This window comes from Aquitalea pelogenes (genome assembly GCF_001515305.1).
GTDB lineage: Bacteria > Pseudomonadota > Gammaproteobacteria > Burkholderiales > Chromobacteriaceae > Aquitalea > Aquitalea pelogenes.
The window spans coordinates 1-20,091 of the sequence record NZ_LNQV01000022.1; the positions used below are offsets into that span (position 1 = coordinate 1).

A 20,091-nucleotide genomic window follows, 5' to 3' on the forward strand; every position below is an offset into this window, starting at 1 on the left:
TATCAGCGTGACCGCGGCCCGTCCGGCCGCAAACCGCTGAACAGCCAGCCGGATCGCCAGATCGAACACAAACCTCATGTGCCGCGTCATGTGGAACGCGACACACCAGCGGCGGCACCGACCATTCCGGCGGCAGAGCAAGGCCCGCGCAAGCTGTTCTCCAAGCCGGCCGAGCGCCGTGAAGACAGCGCGCCGCGAGATAACCGCTTCCGCCGTGACGAGCCGCCACGGGAACAGGCTCCGCGCCGTTTCGAGCGCAATGATGCCGCCCGTCACTACGATCCGGAAATCCTGCCGGCACCGACTGCTGAACGGGAAAACCGCTTCCGCCGCGACGAACCGGCGCAGGAAAACGCACCACGCAAGCTGTTCTCCAAACCGGCAGATCGCCGGGAAGACAGCGCACCGCGTGAGCGTTTCCAGCGCGAGGACCGCCCGCGTCGCGATGCCCGTCATGAACGCAGCTGGGAACCGCGCGAGCGCGGCAACTCCCCGGCCAGCCTCAAGCCCTTCGACAACAAACACCGCATGGAGCGCGACCCGCGCCAGCACGATAGCCGCCAAGCCAGAAGTACCGACAAACCGGCATGGAACGACAAGCTGGCCGCGCAAGCGGTGTATGCGCTGACCGGCCTGCGCGACAAGCAACTGGCCTTGTTCGCTCCCTGCCCGCGCGGCCTGGAAATGACGCTGGTGGCCGAACTGAACGCACTGGGTGCCAACGATGTCAGCAAGGTGGACGGCGGGGTAGCCTTCCGTGGCGACGCCGACATCATGATGAAGGCCAACCTCTACAGCCGCACCGCCAGCCGTGTGCTGTTGAAGCTGGCCGAAGGCGGTTACCAGCAAGAAAGCGATATCTACCAGTTGGCCATGCAGATCGACTGGCCGCGCTGGTTCGATGTATCGCGCAGCATCAAGGTAAAAACCGATGCCATCGGCGCACAGCTGCGCAGCCTGGATTTTGTCTCGCTCAAGGTAAAGGACGCCGTGTGCGACCGCTTCCGTCAGGCCAATGCCGGTCGCCCCAATGTGGACACCCGCACGCCGGACATGCGCATCCACGCTTTCCTCACCCGCGACCATGCCACCATTTATCTGGATACCAGCGGCGAACCGCTGTTCAAGCGCGGCTGGCGTGAAGAAACCGGTGAAGCCCCGCTGCGGGAAAACCTGGCAGCCGGCATTCTGCTGATTGCCGGTTACGATGGCAGCAGCCCTTGCTGGACCCGATGTGCGGCAGCGGCACCTTCCTGGTGGAAGCGGCCGACATCGCACTCAAACGCGCGCCGGGCCGCAACCGCCGCTTTGGTTTCCAGCGCCTGCGCGAATTTGACGCCCTGTCCTGGGAAGCACTGCTGAGCGAAGCGCGCGCGGCAGAACTGCCGGTGCGCAATCTGGCGATCAAGGGCAGCGACCGCGCCCGCAACATGCTGCCGGTAGCCCGTGCCAACCTGCAACGCGCCGGTCTGGCCGATGCCATCGAGCTGCAGGCACAAGACGTGCTGCAAGCACGCCCGTTTGCCGATAGCGGCTTCATTGTCACCAACCCGCCTTATGGCGTGCGCATGGACGAGCAGGACGCCCTGGCCGAGCTGTACCCGCAGCTGGGTGACTGGCTGAAGGCCCACTTTGCCGGCTGGACTGCCCACTTCTTTACCGGCGATTTGCGCCTGTCCGACCTGATCCACCTGTCGGTCAAACGCCGCACCCCGCTGTTCAACGGCTCGCTGCCCTGCCGTCTGTTTGCCATCCCCATGGTGGCTGGCAGCGCTCGCCGGGAAAAGCCGGCAGCAGATGATGAGGCAAACGGCGTTGCCGACGCCGAATAAACTGCGATCGCCAAATCTGACAAGCCGCTTCTCGCTTTCGCCAGTCTCAGCCATTGGCAGGGCAAGCGCGTGGGGCAGGCAAATCGATAGGAAGGTTGTGGACGAATTAACTTAGTCGAATGGCCCGGCGGTGCCGGGCCCTGCGCATTCACACCAGTGACTTTGTCAGCAGCCGGACAAGCCCGGCATTCCCGGGCTTGTTTGCTTTACTGCCCGCATCCCTTTGCAGGCAGCAACTAAAATAAAATCTGCCGCCGGCAGAATGTTTCACAGACCAACACGTCGACACCACCATGCAAACATCTTTCATTTCCGCCACGGTCTTGCTGATCCTGATTACCGATCCGCTGGGCAATATTCCGCTGTTCATCTCCGCACTCAAACAAGTCAAACCGGAGCGCCGCAAGAAAGTGGTGTACCGCGAATGCCTGATCGCTTTTCTGGTGCTGCTGACTTTCATGTTTTTCGGGCGGAATTTTCTGGACGTGATGCACCTGACCGATCAGTCCATGCAGGTGGCAGGCGGGGTAATCCTGTTCCTGATTGCGCTGAAGATGATTTTCCCCAGCGAGGGCGGCAGCGTGTTTGGCAGCGACAAGATGCACGGCGAGCCCTTCATCGTGCCGATTGCCATTCCGCTGATTGCCGGCCCTTCGGCCATGGCCACGGTATTGCTGATGTCCACCCGCGAACCGGCGCGCATGCTGGAATGGATAGGCGCGCTCACCATCTGCATGCTGGTGACTACCGTGGTGTTCCTGTTTTCCGGGCGCTTGCAAAAGCTGCTGGGGGAGCAGGCCATTACTGCACTGGAACGCCTGATGGGACTAGTGCTGACCGCGATTTCGATTGAAATGCTATTGGGCGGGGTGGCGTCTTATATTCGTCAGTTCCATTGAGTGGCAAGAAGCGCTGGTGCCACCAACGGGCACCAGTTCTTGCTCTCAGCGTGAACGGACGATCAGGTCAGCCGCACGCGAGGATGTGGCCAAGCGGCTGCTAACCGACTGACCATAGGCTGCCGCTTCGAGTTCAGTGGCTTCCTTCACATCGGCCACCGCTTCCTGCGCACTGGCGGGGGGTGCCGGGCTTCCGCCACTAGCAGATTGCAACTGCTGACGCAGACTGGCCACGGCACGATGTGCACTTTCCTTGTCGGAACGCTGTACCCGCAGCTCTTCTTGCAACTCTGCCTGCTGCTTGCGCAAGTTGTCGCACTCCTTGCGCAACTCGTCACATTGCTGACGCAGCGCGCGTACATCGTCGTAGGATTGCGCCAGCTTGTCATGGGTTTCACCCAGCTCGCGCTCCACTGCGACCAGCCGCGACTCGGTTTCCCCCAGTCGATTGGCAGACTCATCCAGCCGTGGTGCCGCCCGCTCCAGCTCCTGTTGCTGGCGGGCATTGAGTGCCAGCACCATACTCAGTTGCTGACTGGTAGCTTCCAGTTCGGCAGCCTGCCGCTCGAAGGCCTCGGCCAACTCGGCGCGCAGCGCATCCAGCTCTTCACGCTCGGTTTGCCAGCCTGCCTGGGCGGCTCGCAGATGCTGATTGGCAAATTGCTGGGCATGCTGCCAGACGGCATCAATTGCTGCCAGGCCAGCCTCTTCGACCGGCGTGGGCAGCTTGCTACCCAGTGGCGTGGGGCTGACCGGCTGAATCTTGCGCCATTCCTTGAGCACCAGACTGGCCACATTCATGTCGACATTGGCACATTTGCGAACCTCATCCAGCGCGGGCAGTGCGTGGTAGCCTGACTTGGCATACAGCTCGGTAGCAACGCGATGGATACGCTCGCGTACTTCGGCAGGAATCGTGTCGGCCTTTACCATGAAATCATCCTTTAACGGTCTGCGGACAACAGTCCACCGATAACACCAGCATTCATTCATCACGCCTGCTTGCGGCACAGTGCAGCAAGCAGGCTGTCCGCCATACCCTCGTTCCGGTAAGGCGAAATGCTGATAAAGGGAAGATTCTTTCCTGCTCACGCCAAATGAACAATCCGAAAAAGCTGTCAGAAGTGACGGCAGCATGCGCATTGGTTGCAAGAATTTTCTGAACTTCCAAACACCCTGCACATGAATCTGCATTTTCCGCTACAGCTTAGGGATATCAGCAATTAGCCAAAAACCCAGCGCTTGCTAGGATGTGCCCAACAACAGGATCCATCAGGATCCGGAACAACGCTCAACCTCTGAATATCCGAGAACAAGAGACCAGACATGCAAGCCAAAACACCGCTCCACTCGCGCCTGTATTTCCAGGTGCTGGTTGCCATCTCCATCGGCGTACTGATGGGGGCTTTCTATCCGGAAGCCGCCGCCAAGATGAAGCCGCTGGGTGATGCATTCATCAAGCTGATCAAGATGATGATCGCCCCCATCATTTTCTCCACCGTGGTGGTGGGCATTGCCAAGATGGGCGACATGAAGGAAGTGGGCCGCGTCGGCGTCAAGGCGCTGTTTTACTTTGAAGTCGTGACCACGCTTGCACTGGTGATTGGCCTGGTGGTGGTGAACCTGCTGCAGCCAGGTGCCGGCCTGAATGTGGACCCGCACACGCTGGATGCCAAGTCGGTGGCCAAGTTTGCCGCCGGTGCCAAGGACATGAATACCGTCGACTTCCTGCTGCACATCATTCCGGATACCGTGGTGGGCGCGTTTGCCACCGGTGAAATCCTGCAGGTATTGCTGTTCTCGGTATTGCTGGGCCTGGCACTCACCCGCATGGGCAGCAGCGGCAAAACTGTCATTTCCATGCTGGACGAGTTCTCACATGCGCTGTTCGGCGTGATCAACATGCTGATGAAGCTGGCCCCGATCGGTGCGTTCGGTGCCATGGCCTTCACCATCGGCAAATACGGTGTCGGTTCGCTCAAACAGCTGGGCTTCCTGATGGCATGCGTTTACCTCACCTGCTTTGCCTTCGTCTTCATCGTGCTGGGTGCCATCGCCCGCTTCAATGGCTTCAGCATCTTCAAGTTCCTGGCCTTCATCAAGGAAGAAATCGTGCTGGTGCTGGGCACGTCTTCGTCCGAATCGGCCCTACCGGGCATGATGAAAAAAATGGAACACCTGGGCTGCGCCAAACCGGTGGTGGGCATGGTGATTCCGACCGGTTACTCCTTCAACCTGGACGGTACTTCCATCTACCTGACCATGGCAGCCATCTTCATTGCCCAGGCTACCAATGTGCAGCTGAGCCTGGGTGAAGAGCTGGGCATCATCGGCGTATTGCTGCTCACTTCCAAGGGCGCAGCAGCCGTTACCGGCGGTGGTTTCATCACCCTGGCAGCCACGCTGGCCACACTGGGCGGCAAGCTGCCGGTGGAAGGCCTGGCGCTGCTGATTGGTGTGGACCGTTTCATGTCCGAAGCGCGCGCCATCACCAATCTGATCGGCAATGGCGTGGCCACCGTGGTGGTAGCCAAGTGGGAAAAGGCGCTGGATACCGACCGCATGCAGCGCGTGCTCAATGGTGAAGTGCTGCCGGAACCGGATGCAGCACCCGCCAAGCACTGATTAATGTTGTACCTCGTTCGACCTTTCAGTCAGCTTATGGCCCGTCATACGACGGGCTGTTTTTTTGCTGGGCAAAGAAGTCGACCAGAAAATCCACAAATACCCTTACCTTGCCCGGCACATGGCGACGAACCGGGTACACGGCGGATACGTCCAGGCAGGACCAGCGGTAGTCATCCAGAATGGTTTGCAGCTGTCCGGACTCCAGCGCCTGCTGGAGCAGGAATTCCGGCTGACGGGTGATACCCATGCCATGGACGGCGGCGTCGGTGAGGATGTCGCCATTATTGGCGCGCAGGCTGCCCTTGATACGCACCTTGCCCGGCTGGCCATCCGGCCCCTGGTATTCCCACAAATGGGGCTGGTTGATCAGGGTGTAGATCAGGCAGTCATGCTGGGCCAGTTCGTCCGGATGCTGCGGCACGCCGTGGCGCAACAGATAGTCCGGTGACGCGCACAGACGGTCTCGCACCTTGGCCAGTGGCCGGGCAATCAGGCTGGAATCGTCCAGATTGGACACGCGGATTGCCAGGTCAAAGCCTTCATCCACCAGATCCACCTTGCGGTCATTCAGCGACAGTTCCACCTCCACCTGCGGATGCTGGCGCTGGAAACCGGCAATCGCCCGTCCCAGAAAGCGCATGCCGAAAGAAACCGGCGCCGTCACCCGCAAGCGGCCGCTGGCCTTGCTGGCACCTTGCGATAGCAGCGCGTCCAGGTCTTCCAGTTCGGCCAGCAGTGCACCGCCTTGCGCCAGATAGGTTTCACCCGCTTCGGTCAGCGACAGGCGGCGGGTGGTACGATGCATCAGCCGCACGCCCAGCCGGGCCTCCAGTGCCGACACCAGCTTGGTTACCATGGCACGCGACAGGTCTAGCCTGTCTGCTGCAGCGGCAAAGCTGCCTTGCTCGGCCACGGTGACAAAGGCGCGGATTTCCGAGAATCTGTCCATACAATTTCCAATTAGTAAATAATTTCTTCATTTATAGCATGTTTATCAAGCGATAAGTGCATGGTCAAATACTCCCACTGCCACCGCCCATCCACACACGGGCTTTAACCGCTACAGGAGTCTTGCCATGAACACCACCTCTCCCGCACTTTCCGCCCTGATTCTGCGCGTATCCCTGGGCCTGATGTATCTGGCACATGGTGCTACCAAGCTGTTTGTCTTCGGCCCGGCCGGTACTGCACAGTTCTTCTCCAGCCTCGGCCTGCCCGGCTTTGTCGGCTATCTGTCGATGGCCGCTGAAATCGGTGGTGGCCTGCTGCTGATCCTGGGACTGAAAGCACGCTGGGTTGCCCTGGCGCTGGTGCCGCTGCTGGCCGGCACCATCGTACTGGTGCATGGTGCCAATGGCTGGATGTTCACCAATCAGGGCGGCGGCTGGGAATATTCCGCCTTCCTGATCACCAGCTCGCTGGCACTGTTCTTTTTGGGTGAACCTGCTGGCCGTCAACAGCAGTAAACCCATCTCTCCCATCCCTCACGCGGCACGCCAGCTCTGGCGTGCCGCGTTTTTGCGTTCCGGCCCGGTCACTGCGGTCTTGCCAGCCCACGCCATCCCGCTATGCTGAACGCATGGCTGCCATACTCAGCCGGACATCGCGGTTCAGGGGTGTGGCATTGCGGTTGCACTCACCCGCCATTTTGTTGACGGCCATCAAGCCAGTTTCACATCCTTGCTGTAGCTAAATTACAATATTGGCATGATGCAGACAGTTGCAAACTGCCTACACATTCAGCAGAAAACCGGGTTTAATCCTGCAATAACAACATTCTTGCGTTTAACAGGCTGATTAGGCACTTGCCTTACGCGCCGAGTTGCGGCTTAATCCTGCCCCAACAATCGCTCGTAATAAAATAACTGTTGCAATCAACTCCTGAGGAGTTTCACATGGGCTCTCCCGCGCCACGACTGGACATTCTCGCCCCCCTTTCCGGGTGGCTGGTCGCTCTGGATACCGTCCCCGACCCGGTTTTGCCGCAAATGGTGGGTGACGGCATTTCCCTGGACCCGACCTCCTGCTCGCTGCTGGCTCCGGTCAGCGGTACCGTAAGCAATATTCATACTGCGCATCATGCACTGACCATCACCTCGGACAATGGCGTCGAAGTGCTGGTGCATATCGGCATCGACACCGTCATGCTCAAGGGCGAAGGCTTTGTGCCGCTGGTGGAGCAAGGCCAGCAGGTGAAGGCCGGTCAAGCCTTGATCGACTTCGACCTCGACCTGGTCGCCTGCACCGCCCCCAGCCTGCTCACCCAGATCATCATCACCAATGGTGAAGTGGTGGAGAAGCTCACCTGCGCCAGCGGTCTGGTCGAAGCGGGCAAGAGCATCATCATGACGCTGGACCTGCAAGGCAGCGCTGAAGCCGCCAGCCAGGCCGAAGGCGAAACCCTGAGTTCGGAAACCATCACCCTGACCAACCCGGCCGGCCTGCATGCCCGTCCGGCTGCTGTATTTGCCAGCGCCGCCAAACGCTTTGCAGCGGATATCCAGCTGCAACTGGGCGAGAAGGTGGCCAATGCCAAATCCGTGGTCGGCATCATGGGCCTGGCTACCGTCAATGGCGATCAGGTGCGGGTACTGGCCACCGGGCCGGATGCCGCCGCTGCCATTGCCGAACTGTCCCAACTGCTGCTGGACCGCTGCGGCGAGAGCCTGGACGAAGCGCCGGCCGCAGCTGCCCCGGCTGCTGCCCAGCCAGTGCAACAGGACAGCGCTGGCGTACTGGCTGGCGTAGGTGCTTCGCCCGGCATCGCCATTGGCCGCATCTTCCACCACCGCCTGCAAGAGTTTGACGTGGTGGAAGCCGGTGCCGCTGGCGTGGTGGAGCAGCAAAACTTCACCCGTGCAACCGAAGAAGCTGCCGAGCAGATTGAAACCATCAAGGCCCAGCTGCAAGACCAGGCCAAGCGCGCCATCCTGTCCATGCATCAGGAGCTGCTGCAAGACCCGGACCTGCTGGCCCTGACCTATGCAGGCCTTGCCGATGGCAAATCCGCCGCCTGGGCCTGGCGTGCCGCCTTCAGCGCCTACTCTGCCCGTCTGGAAGCGCAGGACAACGCCCTGCTGCGTGAGCGTGCCAACGACATCCGCGATGTAGGCCGCCGCGTGCTGGCCTTGCTGGCTGGCGTCAAGCAAGCCGAGCTGGACGTACCGGCCGGTTCCATCCTGATTGCCGAAGACCTGGCACCGTCCGACACTGCTGCGCTGGACCCGGGCAAGGTACTGGGGTTCTGCACCCGCACCGGCGGAGCCACCAGCCATGTGGCCATTCTGGCCCGCTCGCTGGGCATTCCGGCCATTTGCGGCATCTCGCAAGCTGCGCTGGCTCTGCAAGATGGCCGTGAAGTGATTCTGGACGGCACCGCCGGTACCCTGAACATTGCCCCACCGCCACCGAGAAGGCCGAGGCGGAAGCCGCCATCGCCCGTCTGGCTGAACGTCGCGCCGCCGAACAGGCCATGTCGCAACAGCCGGGCCAGACCAGCGATGGCAGCCGTATCGAAGTAGTAGCCAATATCCGCAATGCCGCCGATGCCCGTGATGCCGTGAAAGCCGGTGCCGAAGGCGTGGGCCTGTTGCGCTCGGAATTCCTGTTCGATAACCGCGACACCGCACCATCCGAAGCCGAACAGGCTGCCGAATACTGCGCGGTGGCCCGCGAGCTGGGCAGCGATCGCCCACTGGTAGTGCGCACGCTGGACGTAGGTGGCGACAAGCCGCTGTCCTACCTGCCCCTGCCCAAGGAAGACAACCCCTTCCTCGGCCTGCGCGGCATCCGCGTCAGCCTGGACCGCCCCGACCTGCTGCGCACCCAGTTGCGTGCCATTCTGCAAGCCGCTCCGCTCACCCGCCTGCACATCATGTTCCCCATGGTGGCATCCCTGGACGAACTGCGCGCCGCCAAGGCCATTCTGGCCGAAGAGCAGGCCAGCAGCGGCCATGCCGACGTCAAGGTAGGCATCATGGTGGAAGTACCGTCTGCCGCCATCCTGGCTGCGCGTTTTGCGCCGGAAGTGGATTTCTTCTCCATCGGCACCAACGACCTCACCCAGTACGTACTGGCGATGGACCGTGGCCATCCGCAGCTGGCCAAGCAGGCCGATGCCTTGCATCCGGGCGTGCTGGCCATGATTGCCATGACTTGCGACGGCGCCCGTGCCCACGGCAAGTGGGTGGGCGTGTGCGGTGGCCTGGCGTCCGACGAACGTGCGGCCCCGGTGCTGGTAGGCCTGGGCGTGACCGAGCTGTCGGTCAGCACACCGGCCGTGGCCAGCGTCAAGGCCACACTGGCGCGCTGGAGCATGGACGAATGCCGTACGCTGGCCCAGCAGGTGCTGGCACTGGGCACGGTGGCCGAAGTGCGCGCCCATCTGGCACAACAGGCGCGCTAAGCGCGACGAACCTGCCGTCCGGCTTTGCCCGGACGGTGCTGGCTCCTCGCCTGCTGATGCAGGCGGGAGCATTACGCAGGAATCACTATCATGTTTGATCAATCCTTCGCTTTCTGCAGAAAATCGGCAAGGCACTGATGCTGCCCGTTGCCGTACTGCCGGTAGCCGGCCTGTTGCTGGGCATTGGCGCAACCGACTTCCACACCCAGAGCACCGTGCTGCTGGCCATCCTGTCGCTGATGAAAAACGCCGGTGACGTGATTTTCGGCAACCTGCCGCTGATCTTTGCCGTGGGCGTGGCGCTGGGCTTTACTGAAAACGACGGTGTGGCCGCCATTGCCGCCACCATCGGCTTCCTGGTGATGACCACCACGCTGGGCGTGATGGCCGGGCTGCTGGGCGTGAAACCCGACACCATCATGGGCATGCCGTCCATCCAGACCGGTGTGTTCGGCGGCATTCTGGCCGGTGGTCTGGCGGCTTACATGTTCAACAAGTACTACCGCATCAGCCTGCCGCAGTATCTGGGCTTCTTTGCCGGCAAGCGCTTTGTGCCTATCGTCACCGCCGTGGCTGCCATCGTGCTGGGTGCGGTACTGTCCTTCGTCTGGCCGCCCATCGGTGGTGCCATCAAGACCTTCTCGCAATGGGCAGCCGTGAGCGACCCGCGCACTGCCGCCACCGTGTACGGTTTCGTCGAGCGTCTGCTGATTCCGTTTGGCCTGCACCACATCTGGAACGTGCCCTTCTTCTTTGAAATGGGCGATTTTGTCGATGCCAGCGGCAAGCACATCCACGGCGACATCAACCGCTTCTTTGCCGGTGATCCGACCGCAGGCGTGCTGTCCGGTGCCTTCCTGTTCAAGATGTTCGGCCTGCCGGCTGCTGCCATCGCCATCTGGCATACCGCCAAGCCGGAAAACCGGGTGAAAGTGGGCGGCATCATGATTTCCGCCGCACTGACTTCCTTCCTGACCGGTATTACCGAACCCATCGAATTCGCCTTCCTGTTCGTGGCTCCGGTGCTGTATTTCATCCATGCCTGCCTGGCAGCATCGGCCCAGTTCGTGGCCAACTCGCTGGACATGCACATGGGCTTCACTTTCTCGCAAGGTGGCATCGACTTTTTGATGTTCAACCTGATCGGCAACAAATCGCACCATGCCTGGTATGTGTTCATCCTGGGGCCGATCTACGCCGTCATCTACTACAGCGTGTTCCGCTTCGTCATCCTGAAGTTCAACCTGAAAACACCGGGTCGTGAAGACGAAGACAGCAGCAGCGAAGGTGCGGTAAGCGAAGACCAGCGCGCCCGCGCCCTGGTACTGGCCTTTGGCGGCCGCAGCAACATCACCAATCTGGATGCCTGCATCACCCGTCTGCGCATTGCCGTGAAAAACCCAGCACAGGTAGACCAGGCCAAGCTCAAGGCCATGGGTGCATCCGGCGTGGTACAGGTAGGTAGCGGCATTCAAGCCATTTTCGGGCCGCAATCGGAAAACCTGAAAACCGATATGGAGATCTACCTGAAAACCGCTGGTGACGATGCCGAACTGCCTGCGGCAGCAGCAGCCAGTGCAGCCACTGCAACAGCCCATGCTCCGGCAGCAGTCAGCAGCACCCCGGCCGACCCGCAACTGGCAGCAACTGCCGCCGCCATCCTGGCCGCACTGGGTGGCCATGGCAATGTGCAGCAGGTGGAAGCCATTGCCCACACCCGCCTGCGCGTGCAGCTGAAACAGGCGGCCAGCCTGAATGAAGCAGCGGCCCGCGAAGCCGGCGTCATGGCCTGCGTGCAGACCCAGCCGGGCACCTGGCATCTGATTGTTGGTGACAAGGCCGGTGCGCTGGCGCAAGCCTTGCAGGGCTGATCAGGCTCACCAGAAACGACAAGGGCTGCCACTGGCAGCCTCAGGCTGCTGCCACAGTAATTTGGTGCGATGGTATGGGACCCGGCAAAGCCGGGCCTTTCGATTCACTGCTTGATTCCGCAGCCTTCCCATCGATTCCCAATCCCCCCGCCCTTTCCCTGAAAGGGAGCCTCGCTTTCTCGCAAGAAAGCGAGATGCCAAGTATCAACAATCAAAATGGCTGCCGATGGCAGCCATTTTTCATTGCGTGCGGAACAACGCCCGGCGGCTACAAGGCGAATAACTGGCGCAGATGCAGGGCCACGCCGGACTGTGCATTGCTGGCCACGGTTTGTGCCTGCGGCAGCTGCGATGCAAGCCTCGGGTGGGCATTGGCCATCACCCGCGGGTGGCCCACGGTTTGCAGCAGTTCGATATCGTTCTGGCCATCACCAAACGCCAGGCAATCAGCCGTATCGATAGCCAGCTCGTCCAGCACCAGTTGCAGCGCATGGCCCTTGGAGACGCCGGGTGCCATCACCTCCAGACAATTGTCCGCCGAGAAGGTGATATAGGCACGGTCGCCCAGCGCTGCATGTAGCTTGGCCTCAACCGTCAGCAAATGGGCATGGTCCGCAATGTAGAGAACCTTGGCCACCCCTGCTCCATCATGCTGATGCAAGGGCGCAATCTGGTAGTGCAGGCCGGAGTCGGCATGCAGATCCAGCAGATACTGGTAGGGTTGGTCGATCAGCCAGGCATCATCCAGATAGAAATTCAGCACCGTCCCGGCAGCAAATTCCGGCTGGGCAATCTGGTGCACGATGGCGGGGTCCAGATTGCTGCTGTGGATCAGGCGGTTGTCCGGGTCGTGCACCCGCGCGCCATTGGAGCTGATCAGGTAGGCGGCAATACCCAGCGCATCCCGGATGCCTTTTACATCCAGATAATGACGGCCGGTAGCCAGCGCAAAACGCAGGCCGCGTGCTTCCAGTTGTTGCAGGGTTTGCGCAGTCAGCGCGTTGACGCAGTGGTGTTCATCCAGCAAGGTGCCGTCCAGGTCGGAGGCAATGAAACGGTACACGGCAGGACTCCGCATGAGTGTGGGAGCAAGCGATTTTACACCCCCTGCCATGTAGCTGCAGGACTACACTGCATACGCCTACTTTGGATATGCAATTAAGGTTACTGATTTTTACCGACCCTTTAGAACAATATATCCAATACAATTAACTCACTATTTTTATCACAAACTGTCAAGGTAACATAGTTTTAAAAAGCACACATCAAGACAAATAACAGCCACAAATTAATAGCTACACTTTAACTATTTCATAGGAATTAACGAATACGATTTTTTCCCCAAAAAATAAGGACTCTCAGACGTATATAGCGAATTCGATGAACGCCCGGAAATCACTTTATACATACAAGTGCCCTGATTATTTTTTGCAAAAAAATTACCTACATGACTTTCAATATCGCCTGGATCCGTAACATGCAACATATTATTTGACACAAGAAAATTCACCATCCCCTGGGAAGCCACGCCAGTACTCCACTGGCTATATGCAATGAATACATTCGAAGACATCAACGCAATCAAAAACAGAAATGAAATAGATTTTACTTTCAACAACTCAGCATTAACAATCAAGTAAATAAATGGAAGAACAAACAGAAGATAGCGCTGAGCGGGCCTTGTAAATGACAAAACAAGTAAAAATACAATAACACCCACAACCATCAAAATCTTTGTTTTTTCGGATTCACCGATTTTTATTTGCGTATATAAAGAGAAAACCCCGGCAAAAACAAACATCGACAGAAGCCCAGAAGCAACTTGCGGTGAAAGCCATCGATCGAGAGGTCCAAAATCAAGCTCACCTGTATTTTTAAGGAAAAAATACCCACTCAAAAAGCAAATAAAACAGAATAAAATTAAAATACCATATACGCTAGCAGTTTTTTTCTTAAATGCACGCAAATTCGGTAAAAATGAAAAAGGAACTGCCAGAAGCAATAAAAACCCTGCATATCCAAAAAAATTATTCAATGGATTATTAATTGACATCCCATGAATTTGTTGATACATCGGAGGAGCCAAAAAAAACCCATACTTTTTGAAAACAAAAAATATGAAAAGAGAAACTACCGATATCGCAGAAATTGCAAATACACAGAAATAAATTAAAATTTCACGCCATTTTTTCTCACTACAAAGCAGCAAAAAAATTAATGGCATTAAAACTATTGAATGATATTTCAACGAGCATGCCAATCCAAACAACATGCCAGAGACTAATCCTCGATACCATCTTGCGCTCTGACAACAACAGATAGAAATTGAAAGCAATGCAATTGACGCTGGGAATATATCAGCAGTCGCTCGCCCAGCGTAAGTCCATACAAGCGGATTTAGCATTAACACAAGATACAATGCCAAACTCAAATTTAATTTTAAGAAAATTGCAATTTTTCTAACGGACAAAACAATCAGATACAAACCAAGCGTTGACAGCAAGCGCAAAGCATAAATCGGCTCAACATCAAGAACTTTACTAACTAAATATCCCAAATACGGAAGTGCGATTGTATTTGCTTGATACTTAAAATACTGATCCAATAACTTGCCATCACCATTAATAAAATATTTGGATGCATCAGCAAATGCAAACTCCAAATTGACCGAGGGCAAACCAAGTGTCAAAAGATGTAGCGCAGCCACACCAAAAAAAATATAAGGCAAAAAATCCACCTGCCTGTTCATGAAAATCTTCATCTGCATCTAGCGCCCCACCCTCTTATGATTTTTTACAAAAACTTACTTTTATTTCAAAGTAGCAAATTCAACGTAGGCTAAGGTTTAAAATTAGCAACTCTTCGATAAGTTCTCTGCTAAACAATTCTGACTACATACTTAGTGGGAAAATCTTGTCCGCCACCCGTTATCCAACCATACTCGAACAGTTCTTACTCTGTTTTTTATTCTTCAATACATTAATTAACTAAAATTTTTATTTGCAGCTCAAGACAACCTCTTCTCAAAATAGCATCACTGAATTTCTTCCCCTTCTTCAGGCATTCTTTGCAGCATAAAGACATCCACCGCTCCCTAGACTACAGAGCAAACTCCAAAATCTCTCTTACTTGAAATGAGCCCTCCCCCTAGTGGTAACTCACAACATATTCAGGACAACACAGATCAAACGCTAAATAGCAAAAAACCCGCTTCGAGGCGGGTTTAATAATTCTCAATATATACAGTATATGGTTTGGTGGCCAGTCGCGGAATCGAACCACGGACACGCGGATTTTCAATCCGCTGCTCTACCAACTGAGCTAACTGGCCATCGCTGCTACGCTTTCGCGTCATCAGAGCCACGCATTAAATCAGAGCAGACCAGCTGCGTCAAGACATTTTTCAAAAAGGCTGAAAAAGACGCAGGATTCCGGCAAGCCGCCCGGTTTTCAACATCAAACCGGCGGCGCATCCGCCTGCCGTGCCGGATGTGCCGCAGCAAAGGCCGGCAGGCTGGCCAAGGCGGCATCAATGTGCACGATGTGCGGATACGGCGTCAGATCCAGCCCGAAGCGCCGCGCGGCAAAGACCTGTGGCACCAGGCAGACATCCAGCAGGCCGGGGGCATCGCCGCAGGCGAAGGGCTGTGGCTTGGCCGCCAATTGCTGTTCCAGTGCCTCAAATCCAGTGGCAATCCAGTGGCGTATCCATTGCACCCGGGCGGCTTCCGGCTGCTCCAGTTCGCCTTCCAGATATTTCAGGACACGGGCATTGTGCAGCGGGTGGATGTCGGCGCAAATGCTCAAGGCCAGCGCCCGCACCCTTGCCCGTTCGTGCAAGTCGCGCGGCAGCAGCGCTGGCGTATCCGGATAGGCTTCGTCCAGATACTCGCAGATGGCCAGCGACTGGGTCAGCAACTGGCCGCCATCCAGCAAGGCCGGCACCAGCCCTTGCGGGTTGAGCGCCAGATAGGCCGGATCGCGCTGCTCACCCTTGAGCAGGTTGACCGCCTGCTGCCGGTAGGAGAGGCCCTTGAGATTCAGCGCAATGCGTACCCGGTAAGCGGCACTGGAGCGGTAGTAGCCATACAGCACGCGCTCAGTCATGGGCAGCTACCTGCTGATCGATGCAACCGAAGATGGATTGACCGGCTGCATCCAGCATCTCGATACGGATGCGGTCACCCGGCTGCATGAAGGGCGTGACGGGTGCGCCTTGCTCGATGATCTCGATCATGCGCTGCTCGGCCAGGCAGCAGGAGCCGGTGGCACGGTCATGATTGGAAATGGTGCCGGAACCGACAATGGAGCCTGCCGCCAGCGCACGGGTCTTGGCCACATGCGCCACCAGCTGGGCGAAGTTGAACTGCATTTCCACGCCGCACTGTGGCTGGCCATACAGCTTGCCGTTGTATTCCACCCGCAGCGGCAGGTGTATCTTGCTGTCCTGCCAGGCCTGGCCCAGCTCGTCCGGCGTTACCGCCACCGGCGAGAAGGCCGTGGCCGGCTTGCTCTGGAAAAAGCCGAAACCCTTGGCCAGCTCGGCCGGAATCAGGTTGCGCAGGGTGACATCGTTCACCAGCATCAGCAGACGGATATGTGCGGCGCAGTCTCCAGGCAGGGTGCCCAGCGGCACATCGTCGGTAATCACCGCCACTTCGCCTTCAAAATCCAGCCCCCAGCTGACATCGGCCAGCGGAATGTCGGCATGTGGCGGCAGGAAGGTGTCCGAGCCGCCCTGATACATCAGCGGGTCCTGGTAGAAACTGGCCGGTACTTCGGCGCCACGCGCCTTGCGTACCAGTTCCACATGGTTCAGGTAAGCACTGCCATCTGCCCACTGATAGGCACGTGGCAGCGGACTGTGGCAGGCGGACTGGTCAAAGCTGACGGCACCGTTGACCGTCCCCTGGTTCAGGGCGGCATAAATCTCCTGCAAGGCAGGCTCGCAACGGCTCCAGTCATCCAGCGCAGCCTGCAGGCTGGCGGCGATATGCGGTACGGCAAGGGCTTGGCTGAGGTCTCGGCTGACAACCATCAGCTGGCCATCGCGGGTGTGATTGCGGTAGGTGGCAAGTTTCATCGGTGTGCTTTCCTTGACGGGCGGTATGGCTCATCACGCCAGCCGCCCGGTGTCTGGTTCAGGTCTTGGGCTTCCAGCTGTCCACATAGCCCGTCCACTCCACGGCAGGCAGGCCGGGCCCCTGCTCCAGCGCGTTGCGGGTATCGATCATCACCGCCACTTCGTCGGTGAACTTTTTCGGCTCGCTCATTGCCTTGGCAAAGGCTTTGGGGTGCGGACCATGGGTGAAGCCGGCGGGGTGGAAGGTGAGCATGCCGGGCTTGATATTGTCGCGGCTGAAAAAGTCGCCTGCGTGGTAGAAGATGACTTCGTCGTAGTCGTCGTTGTTGTGATAGAACGGCACCTTGAGCGCACCGGGGTCGGATTCGATCGGACGCGGTACAAAGGTGCAGATGACAAAGCCGTCGGCCACAAAGGTGCTGTGTGCCGAGGGCGGCAGATGATAACGATGGCTCATCAGCGGCCGGATATCGCGCCAGTTGATGCGCGCCACCGCGATATTGCCATGCCAGCCGATGGCATCCAGCGGATTGAACGGGTAGGTGACGGTGGACAGCACATTGTGCCGCTTGATCACCACCTGCCATTCGTCTTCCGTCTGCTGCGCCCTGAAGGCATCGTCGATGGCCGGGACATCCAGCATGGCTTCGTCGAAAATCGCATGCGGGCCGACAATGCCCTTGTCCGGCAGCTGATATGCCCCGTTGCTGGCTTCAATCAGCAGCATGGTGGTGGTTTCGGCCGGTTCGATGCGCCAGTTGGTGGAGCGCGGAATCAGGATGTAATCGCCATCGCGGTAGCTCAGGTGGCCGTAGTCGCAAAACAGCTCGCCGCTACCGGCATGGATGAACAGCATGTCATCGCCATCACCATTGCGGTACAGCTGGGTCATGGCCTGGGAGCAGGTCCAGATGCGCAGCTGGCACTGGCTGTTGTGCAACACCAGCGGGGCGGACCAGGGAGCTGCCACGTCCTTGGGCAGTTCGTTCAGGTCGAAGGCGCGCGGCTTGAGCGGCCCTTCCCATGCCGACCAGCCAGTGGGCGGGTGCTTGTGATGCAGATGGGTGGCAGGGCCAAAAAAACCGCTGCGCCCGACTTCACGTTCATAAATGCCTTCCGCCGGCAAATCGGCGTGGGCCTGACGGGAAATTGTCCCTTCCCGGTGCGGGAATCCTATCCATTTACGCATGGGGCATTCCTTGCCTGCATGGCTGGCCGCCATGCAGGGAGAGCTGTGCACAGAGGCAGACGGTGCCACCATCTGCTCGTTTGTCCTGCTTTGCCTTAATCCGCCTTCAGCACGCCGCGGCGGATCTGGTCTTCTTCGATGGATTCAAACAAGGCACGGAAGTTGCCCTCGCCAAAGCCCTCGTTGCCCTTGCGCTGGATGATTTCGAAGAAAATCGGCCCGATGACGGTTTCGGTGAAGATCTGCAACAGGATGCCCGCGCCTTCCACCGGTGCACCGTCGATCAGGATGCTGTTCTTGCGCAGGCGGGCCAGGTCTTCGCCATGGCCGGCCACACGGCTGTCCACCTTGTCGTAATAGGTGTCCGGCGTATCCAGGAAGCGGGTGCCGGCGGCCTTCAGCGTTTCCACCGTCTGGTAGATGTCGCGGGTGGTCAGTGCAATGTGCTGGATGCCTTCGCCGTGGTATTCACGCAGGAATTCCTCGATCTGGCTCTTGTCGTCGGAGGACTCATTGATGGGAATGCGGATCTTGCCGCAAGGGCTGGTCATGGCCTTGGACACTAGGCCGGTGAGCTTGCCTTCGATGTCGAAATAGCGGATTTCGCGGAAATTGCCGATGTTTTCGTAGAAACCGGCCCACTTGGCCATATTGCCGCGGAAAACATTGTGGGTCAGGTGGTCGATCTCATACAGGCCGACACCAGCCGGGTGCTGCTCCACGCCGTCCAGCGGCAGGAAATCCACATCGTAGATATTGTGCGCCGGGCCGTAACGGTCGACAAAGTACAGTGCCGAGCCACCAATCCCCTCCACCGCCGGGATGTTCAGTTCCATCATGCCGATGGGGCGCACATAGGGTTTGGCACCGTGCGCCAGCGCATATTCATACGCCTTGGCCGCATCCTTCACCCGCCAGGCCATGGCACAGGCGGACGGGCCATGTACCTTGCCGAATTCGTTGGCCGGCTGGGTAGGTTCACCGTTGAGGATGAAGTTGATGTCACCCTGACGGTACAGGCTGACATTCTTGCTGCGATGCCGTGCCACTTCGACAAAGCCCAGCGACAGGAACAGCTGGCGCAAATCGGCAATACCTTCGGCAGTGGGGGCCGTGTATTCGACAAACTCAAAGCCGTCGGTGGCCAGCGGGTTATGCAGCGGTGTTTCCATTTTCATTTTCTCTCCTCTTTCCTTTGCACATGCCCGGTTGCTGCACATGGCAAGAAACCGGACGGTCAGACCAGGTGTGGTGGTGGCAAGCAAGGCCAGCGAACCAACGCGGTGGCAATCGGCAAAAGCAAGGGAGGGGAATGGCGCAGACAGACCCGGCAGCTACCGCGCACGGGATGCGGGTTGATGGCTGCGTGTTGCCGTACGTGCAGGCGCACACCGGATACGCAGTGTGCTGCGATCAGGGGTGGCGCTGTCTTTGCCCCGGCGGCACGATTTTGTGTGTCTCACCGGGCTTCTCCTCCATCGTTGCCGACATTATCCAGTGATCTGTTGCCACCGTGTAAAATGTCCGGGCTAGGCTTTTTATTCTAGGGAAAAGGCCGGGCAATTTTCTTGCTAACATCCCCCAGATACATAATAACTAGAAATATAATTTCAAAAATTTCAAATCAGAGGAGTTTATATGCCAAGTCTTACGCTAGATAAGACAGACTTGCGCATCCTGTCCGAGCTTCAGCTCAATGGCAGGTTGACCAATGTGGAACTTGCGGAAAGAGTAGCGCTCTCGCCATCACCTTGCCTGAGACGCTTGAAACAGCTGGAAGAATCCGGCGTGATTCGACAGTACGTCGCGCTGCTGGACCCGGCCAAAATCGGCCTCGGCTTGCAGGCCTATGTCCGTGTCGTGCTGGAGAAGCGCGGCAATACCCATGTGCAAAGTTTTATTGATGCCGTGCAACGCTGGCCGGAAGTTATCAATTGCTTTGCAATGACCGGCGAAATGGACTACCTCTTGCAAGTTTATTTTGAAGATCTGGAACATTTCTCGCGCTTTGTCATGGATGAGCTGCTGCAGCAGCAAGGCGTTGAGGATGTGAAGTCCAGCTTCGTCCTGAAAGAGATCAAGCGTACGACTTCATTGCCGCTCAGCCAGCTCAGAAGTATTTGAGCCACTTGCGCTGCAGAAGTCCTTGCCAAGTCCGATAATGAACGCAGGAGGATTGAATAA

Annotated in this window: 15 protein-coding genes, 1 tRNA gene and 1 pseudogene; 8 read left to right on the forward strand and 9 right to left on the reverse strand. The window is 57.9% G+C overall.

Annotated features, from left to right (window positions below):
- Nucleotides 1-684: 684 nt before the first annotated feature.
- Together AWT75_RS21260 and AWT75_RS10940 are read left to right on the forward strand one after the other, a co-directional pair.
- Nucleotides 685-1,832, forward strand: a pseudogene (locus AWT75_RS21260) (THUMP domain-containing class I SAM-dependent RNA methyltransferase).
- A gap of 293 nt (nt 1,833-2,125) precedes the next feature.
- A complete protein-coding gene (locus tag AWT75_RS10940) occupies nt 2,126-2,731 on the forward strand; it encodes a MarC family protein (protein WP_045846629.1) in 606 nt (201 codons plus the stop codon).
- Between the two features lie 45 nt (nt 2,732-2,776).
- Here the strand turns inward: AWT75_RS10940 and AWT75_RS10945 are convergent, their stop codons facing one another.
- Nucleotides 2,777-3,664, reverse strand: coding sequence for a DNA-binding protein (locus AWT75_RS10945; protein WP_062789160.1), 888 nt, complete (start codon nt 3,662-3,664; stop codon nt 2,777-2,779).
- 393 nt (nt 3,665-4,057) lie between these two features.
- Here AWT75_RS10945 and AWT75_RS10950 point away from each other — a divergent pair, with 393 nt between their 5' ends.
- Nucleotides 4,058-5,356: a dicarboxylate/amino acid:cation symporter gene (locus AWT75_RS10950; protein ID WP_045846630.1), complete on the forward strand. Its 1,299-nt coding sequence runs from the start codon at nt 4,058-4,060 to the stop codon at nt 5,354-5,356.
- Between the two features lie 34 nt (nt 5,357-5,390).
- Here the strand turns inward: AWT75_RS10950 and AWT75_RS10955 are convergent, their stop codons facing one another.
- Complete coding sequence (locus tag AWT75_RS10955) at nt 5,391-6,308, reverse strand: LysR family transcriptional regulator (protein WP_062789161.1); 918 nt, start codon at nt 6,306-6,308, stop codon at nt 5,391-5,393.
- Nucleotides 6,309-6,435: 127 nt separating this feature from the next.
- On the opposite strand from AWT75_RS10955, the gene AWT75_RS10960 reads away from it, so the two are divergent.
- From AWT75_RS10960 to ptsG, 4 genes are all read left to right on the forward strand, one after another.
- Entirely contained in the window at nt 6,436-6,825 is a 390-nt protein-coding gene (locus tag AWT75_RS10960) for a DoxX family protein (protein WP_045846632.1), read from the forward strand.
- A gap of 429 nt (nt 6,826-7,254) precedes the next feature.
- Nucleotides 7,255-8,880 (forward strand): glucose PTS transporter subunit IIA, encoded by a 1,626-nt coding sequence (locus AWT75_RS22160; RefSeq protein WP_204376977.1) that lies wholly within the window; start codon nt 7,255-7,257, stop codon nt 8,878-8,880.
- Nucleotides 8,832-9,764, forward strand: a complete 933-nt coding sequence (ptsP, locus tag AWT75_RS22165) for a phosphoenolpyruvate--protein phosphotransferase (protein WP_204376993.1) — start codon at nt 8,832-8,834, stop codon at nt 9,762-9,764. The genes AWT75_RS22160 and ptsP overlap by 49 nt, the downstream gene beginning before the upstream one ends.
- A 137-nt stretch (nt 9,765-9,901) precedes the next feature.
- The gene (gene ptsG / locus AWT75_RS10970; RefSeq protein ID WP_062789162.1) at nt 9,902-11,635 is read left to right on the forward strand and encodes a PTS glucose transporter subunit IIBC; all 1,734 of its coding nucleotides are present in this window, start codon (nt 9,902-9,904) and stop codon (nt 11,633-11,635) included.
- A gap of 268 nt (nt 11,636-11,903) precedes the next feature.
- Here the strand turns inward: ptsG and AWT75_RS10975 are convergent, their stop codons facing one another.
- The 7 genes from AWT75_RS10975 to hppD all read right to left on the reverse strand — a co-directional run bounded on the left by AWT75_RS10975 (nt 11,904) and on the right by hppD (nt 19,085).
- Nucleotides 11,904-12,698: a Cof-type HAD-IIB family hydrolase gene (locus AWT75_RS10975; RefSeq protein ID WP_062789190.1), complete on the reverse strand. Its 795-nt coding sequence runs from the start codon at nt 12,696-12,698 to the stop codon at nt 11,904-11,906.
- A gap of 243 nt (nt 12,699-12,941) precedes the next feature.
- Nucleotides 12,942-14,384 carry a hypothetical protein gene (locus tag AWT75_RS21265; RefSeq protein ID WP_153013301.1) on the reverse strand — a complete coding sequence of 481 codons (1,443 nt, stop codon included), beginning with the start codon at nt 14,382-14,384 and terminating at the stop codon, nt 12,942-12,944.
- A gap of 506 nt (nt 14,385-14,890) precedes the next feature.
- Nucleotides 14,891-14,966, reverse strand: a tRNA-Phe gene (locus tag AWT75_RS10980).
- Between the two features lie 125 nt (nt 14,967-15,091).
- Nucleotides 15,092-15,742 carry a maleylacetoacetate isomerase gene (maiA, locus tag AWT75_RS10985; RefSeq protein ID WP_062789163.1) on the reverse strand — a complete coding sequence of 217 codons (651 nt, stop codon included), beginning with the start codon at nt 15,740-15,742 and terminating at the stop codon, nt 15,092-15,094.
- The gene (locus tag AWT75_RS10990) at nt 15,735-16,718 is read right to left on the reverse strand and encodes a fumarylacetoacetate hydrolase family protein (protein WP_062789164.1); all 984 of its coding nucleotides are present in this window, start codon (nt 16,716-16,718) and stop codon (nt 15,735-15,737) included. Before AWT75_RS10990 ends, maiA begins: the two co-directional genes overlap by 8 nt.
- A 58-nt stretch (nt 16,719-16,776) precedes the next feature.
- On the reverse strand, nt 16,777-17,907 hold the full coding sequence (locus tag AWT75_RS10995) for a homogentisate 1,2-dioxygenase (RefSeq protein WP_062789191.1): 1,131 nt from the start codon (nt 17,905-17,907) through the stop codon (nt 16,777-16,779).
- Nucleotides 17,908-18,002: 95 nt separating this feature from the next.
- A complete protein-coding gene (hppD, locus tag AWT75_RS11000) occupies nt 18,003-19,085 on the reverse strand; it encodes a 4-hydroxyphenylpyruvate dioxygenase (RefSeq protein ID WP_045846639.1) in 1,083 nt (360 codons plus the stop codon).
- 460 nt (nt 19,086-19,545) lie between these two features.
- Here hppD and AWT75_RS11005 point away from each other — a divergent pair, with 460 nt between their 5' ends.
- Entirely contained in the window at nt 19,546-20,031 is a 486-nt protein-coding gene (locus AWT75_RS11005) for an Lrp/AsnC family transcriptional regulator (RefSeq protein WP_045846641.1), read from the forward strand.
- Nucleotides 20,032-20,091 lie beyond the last annotated feature (60 nt).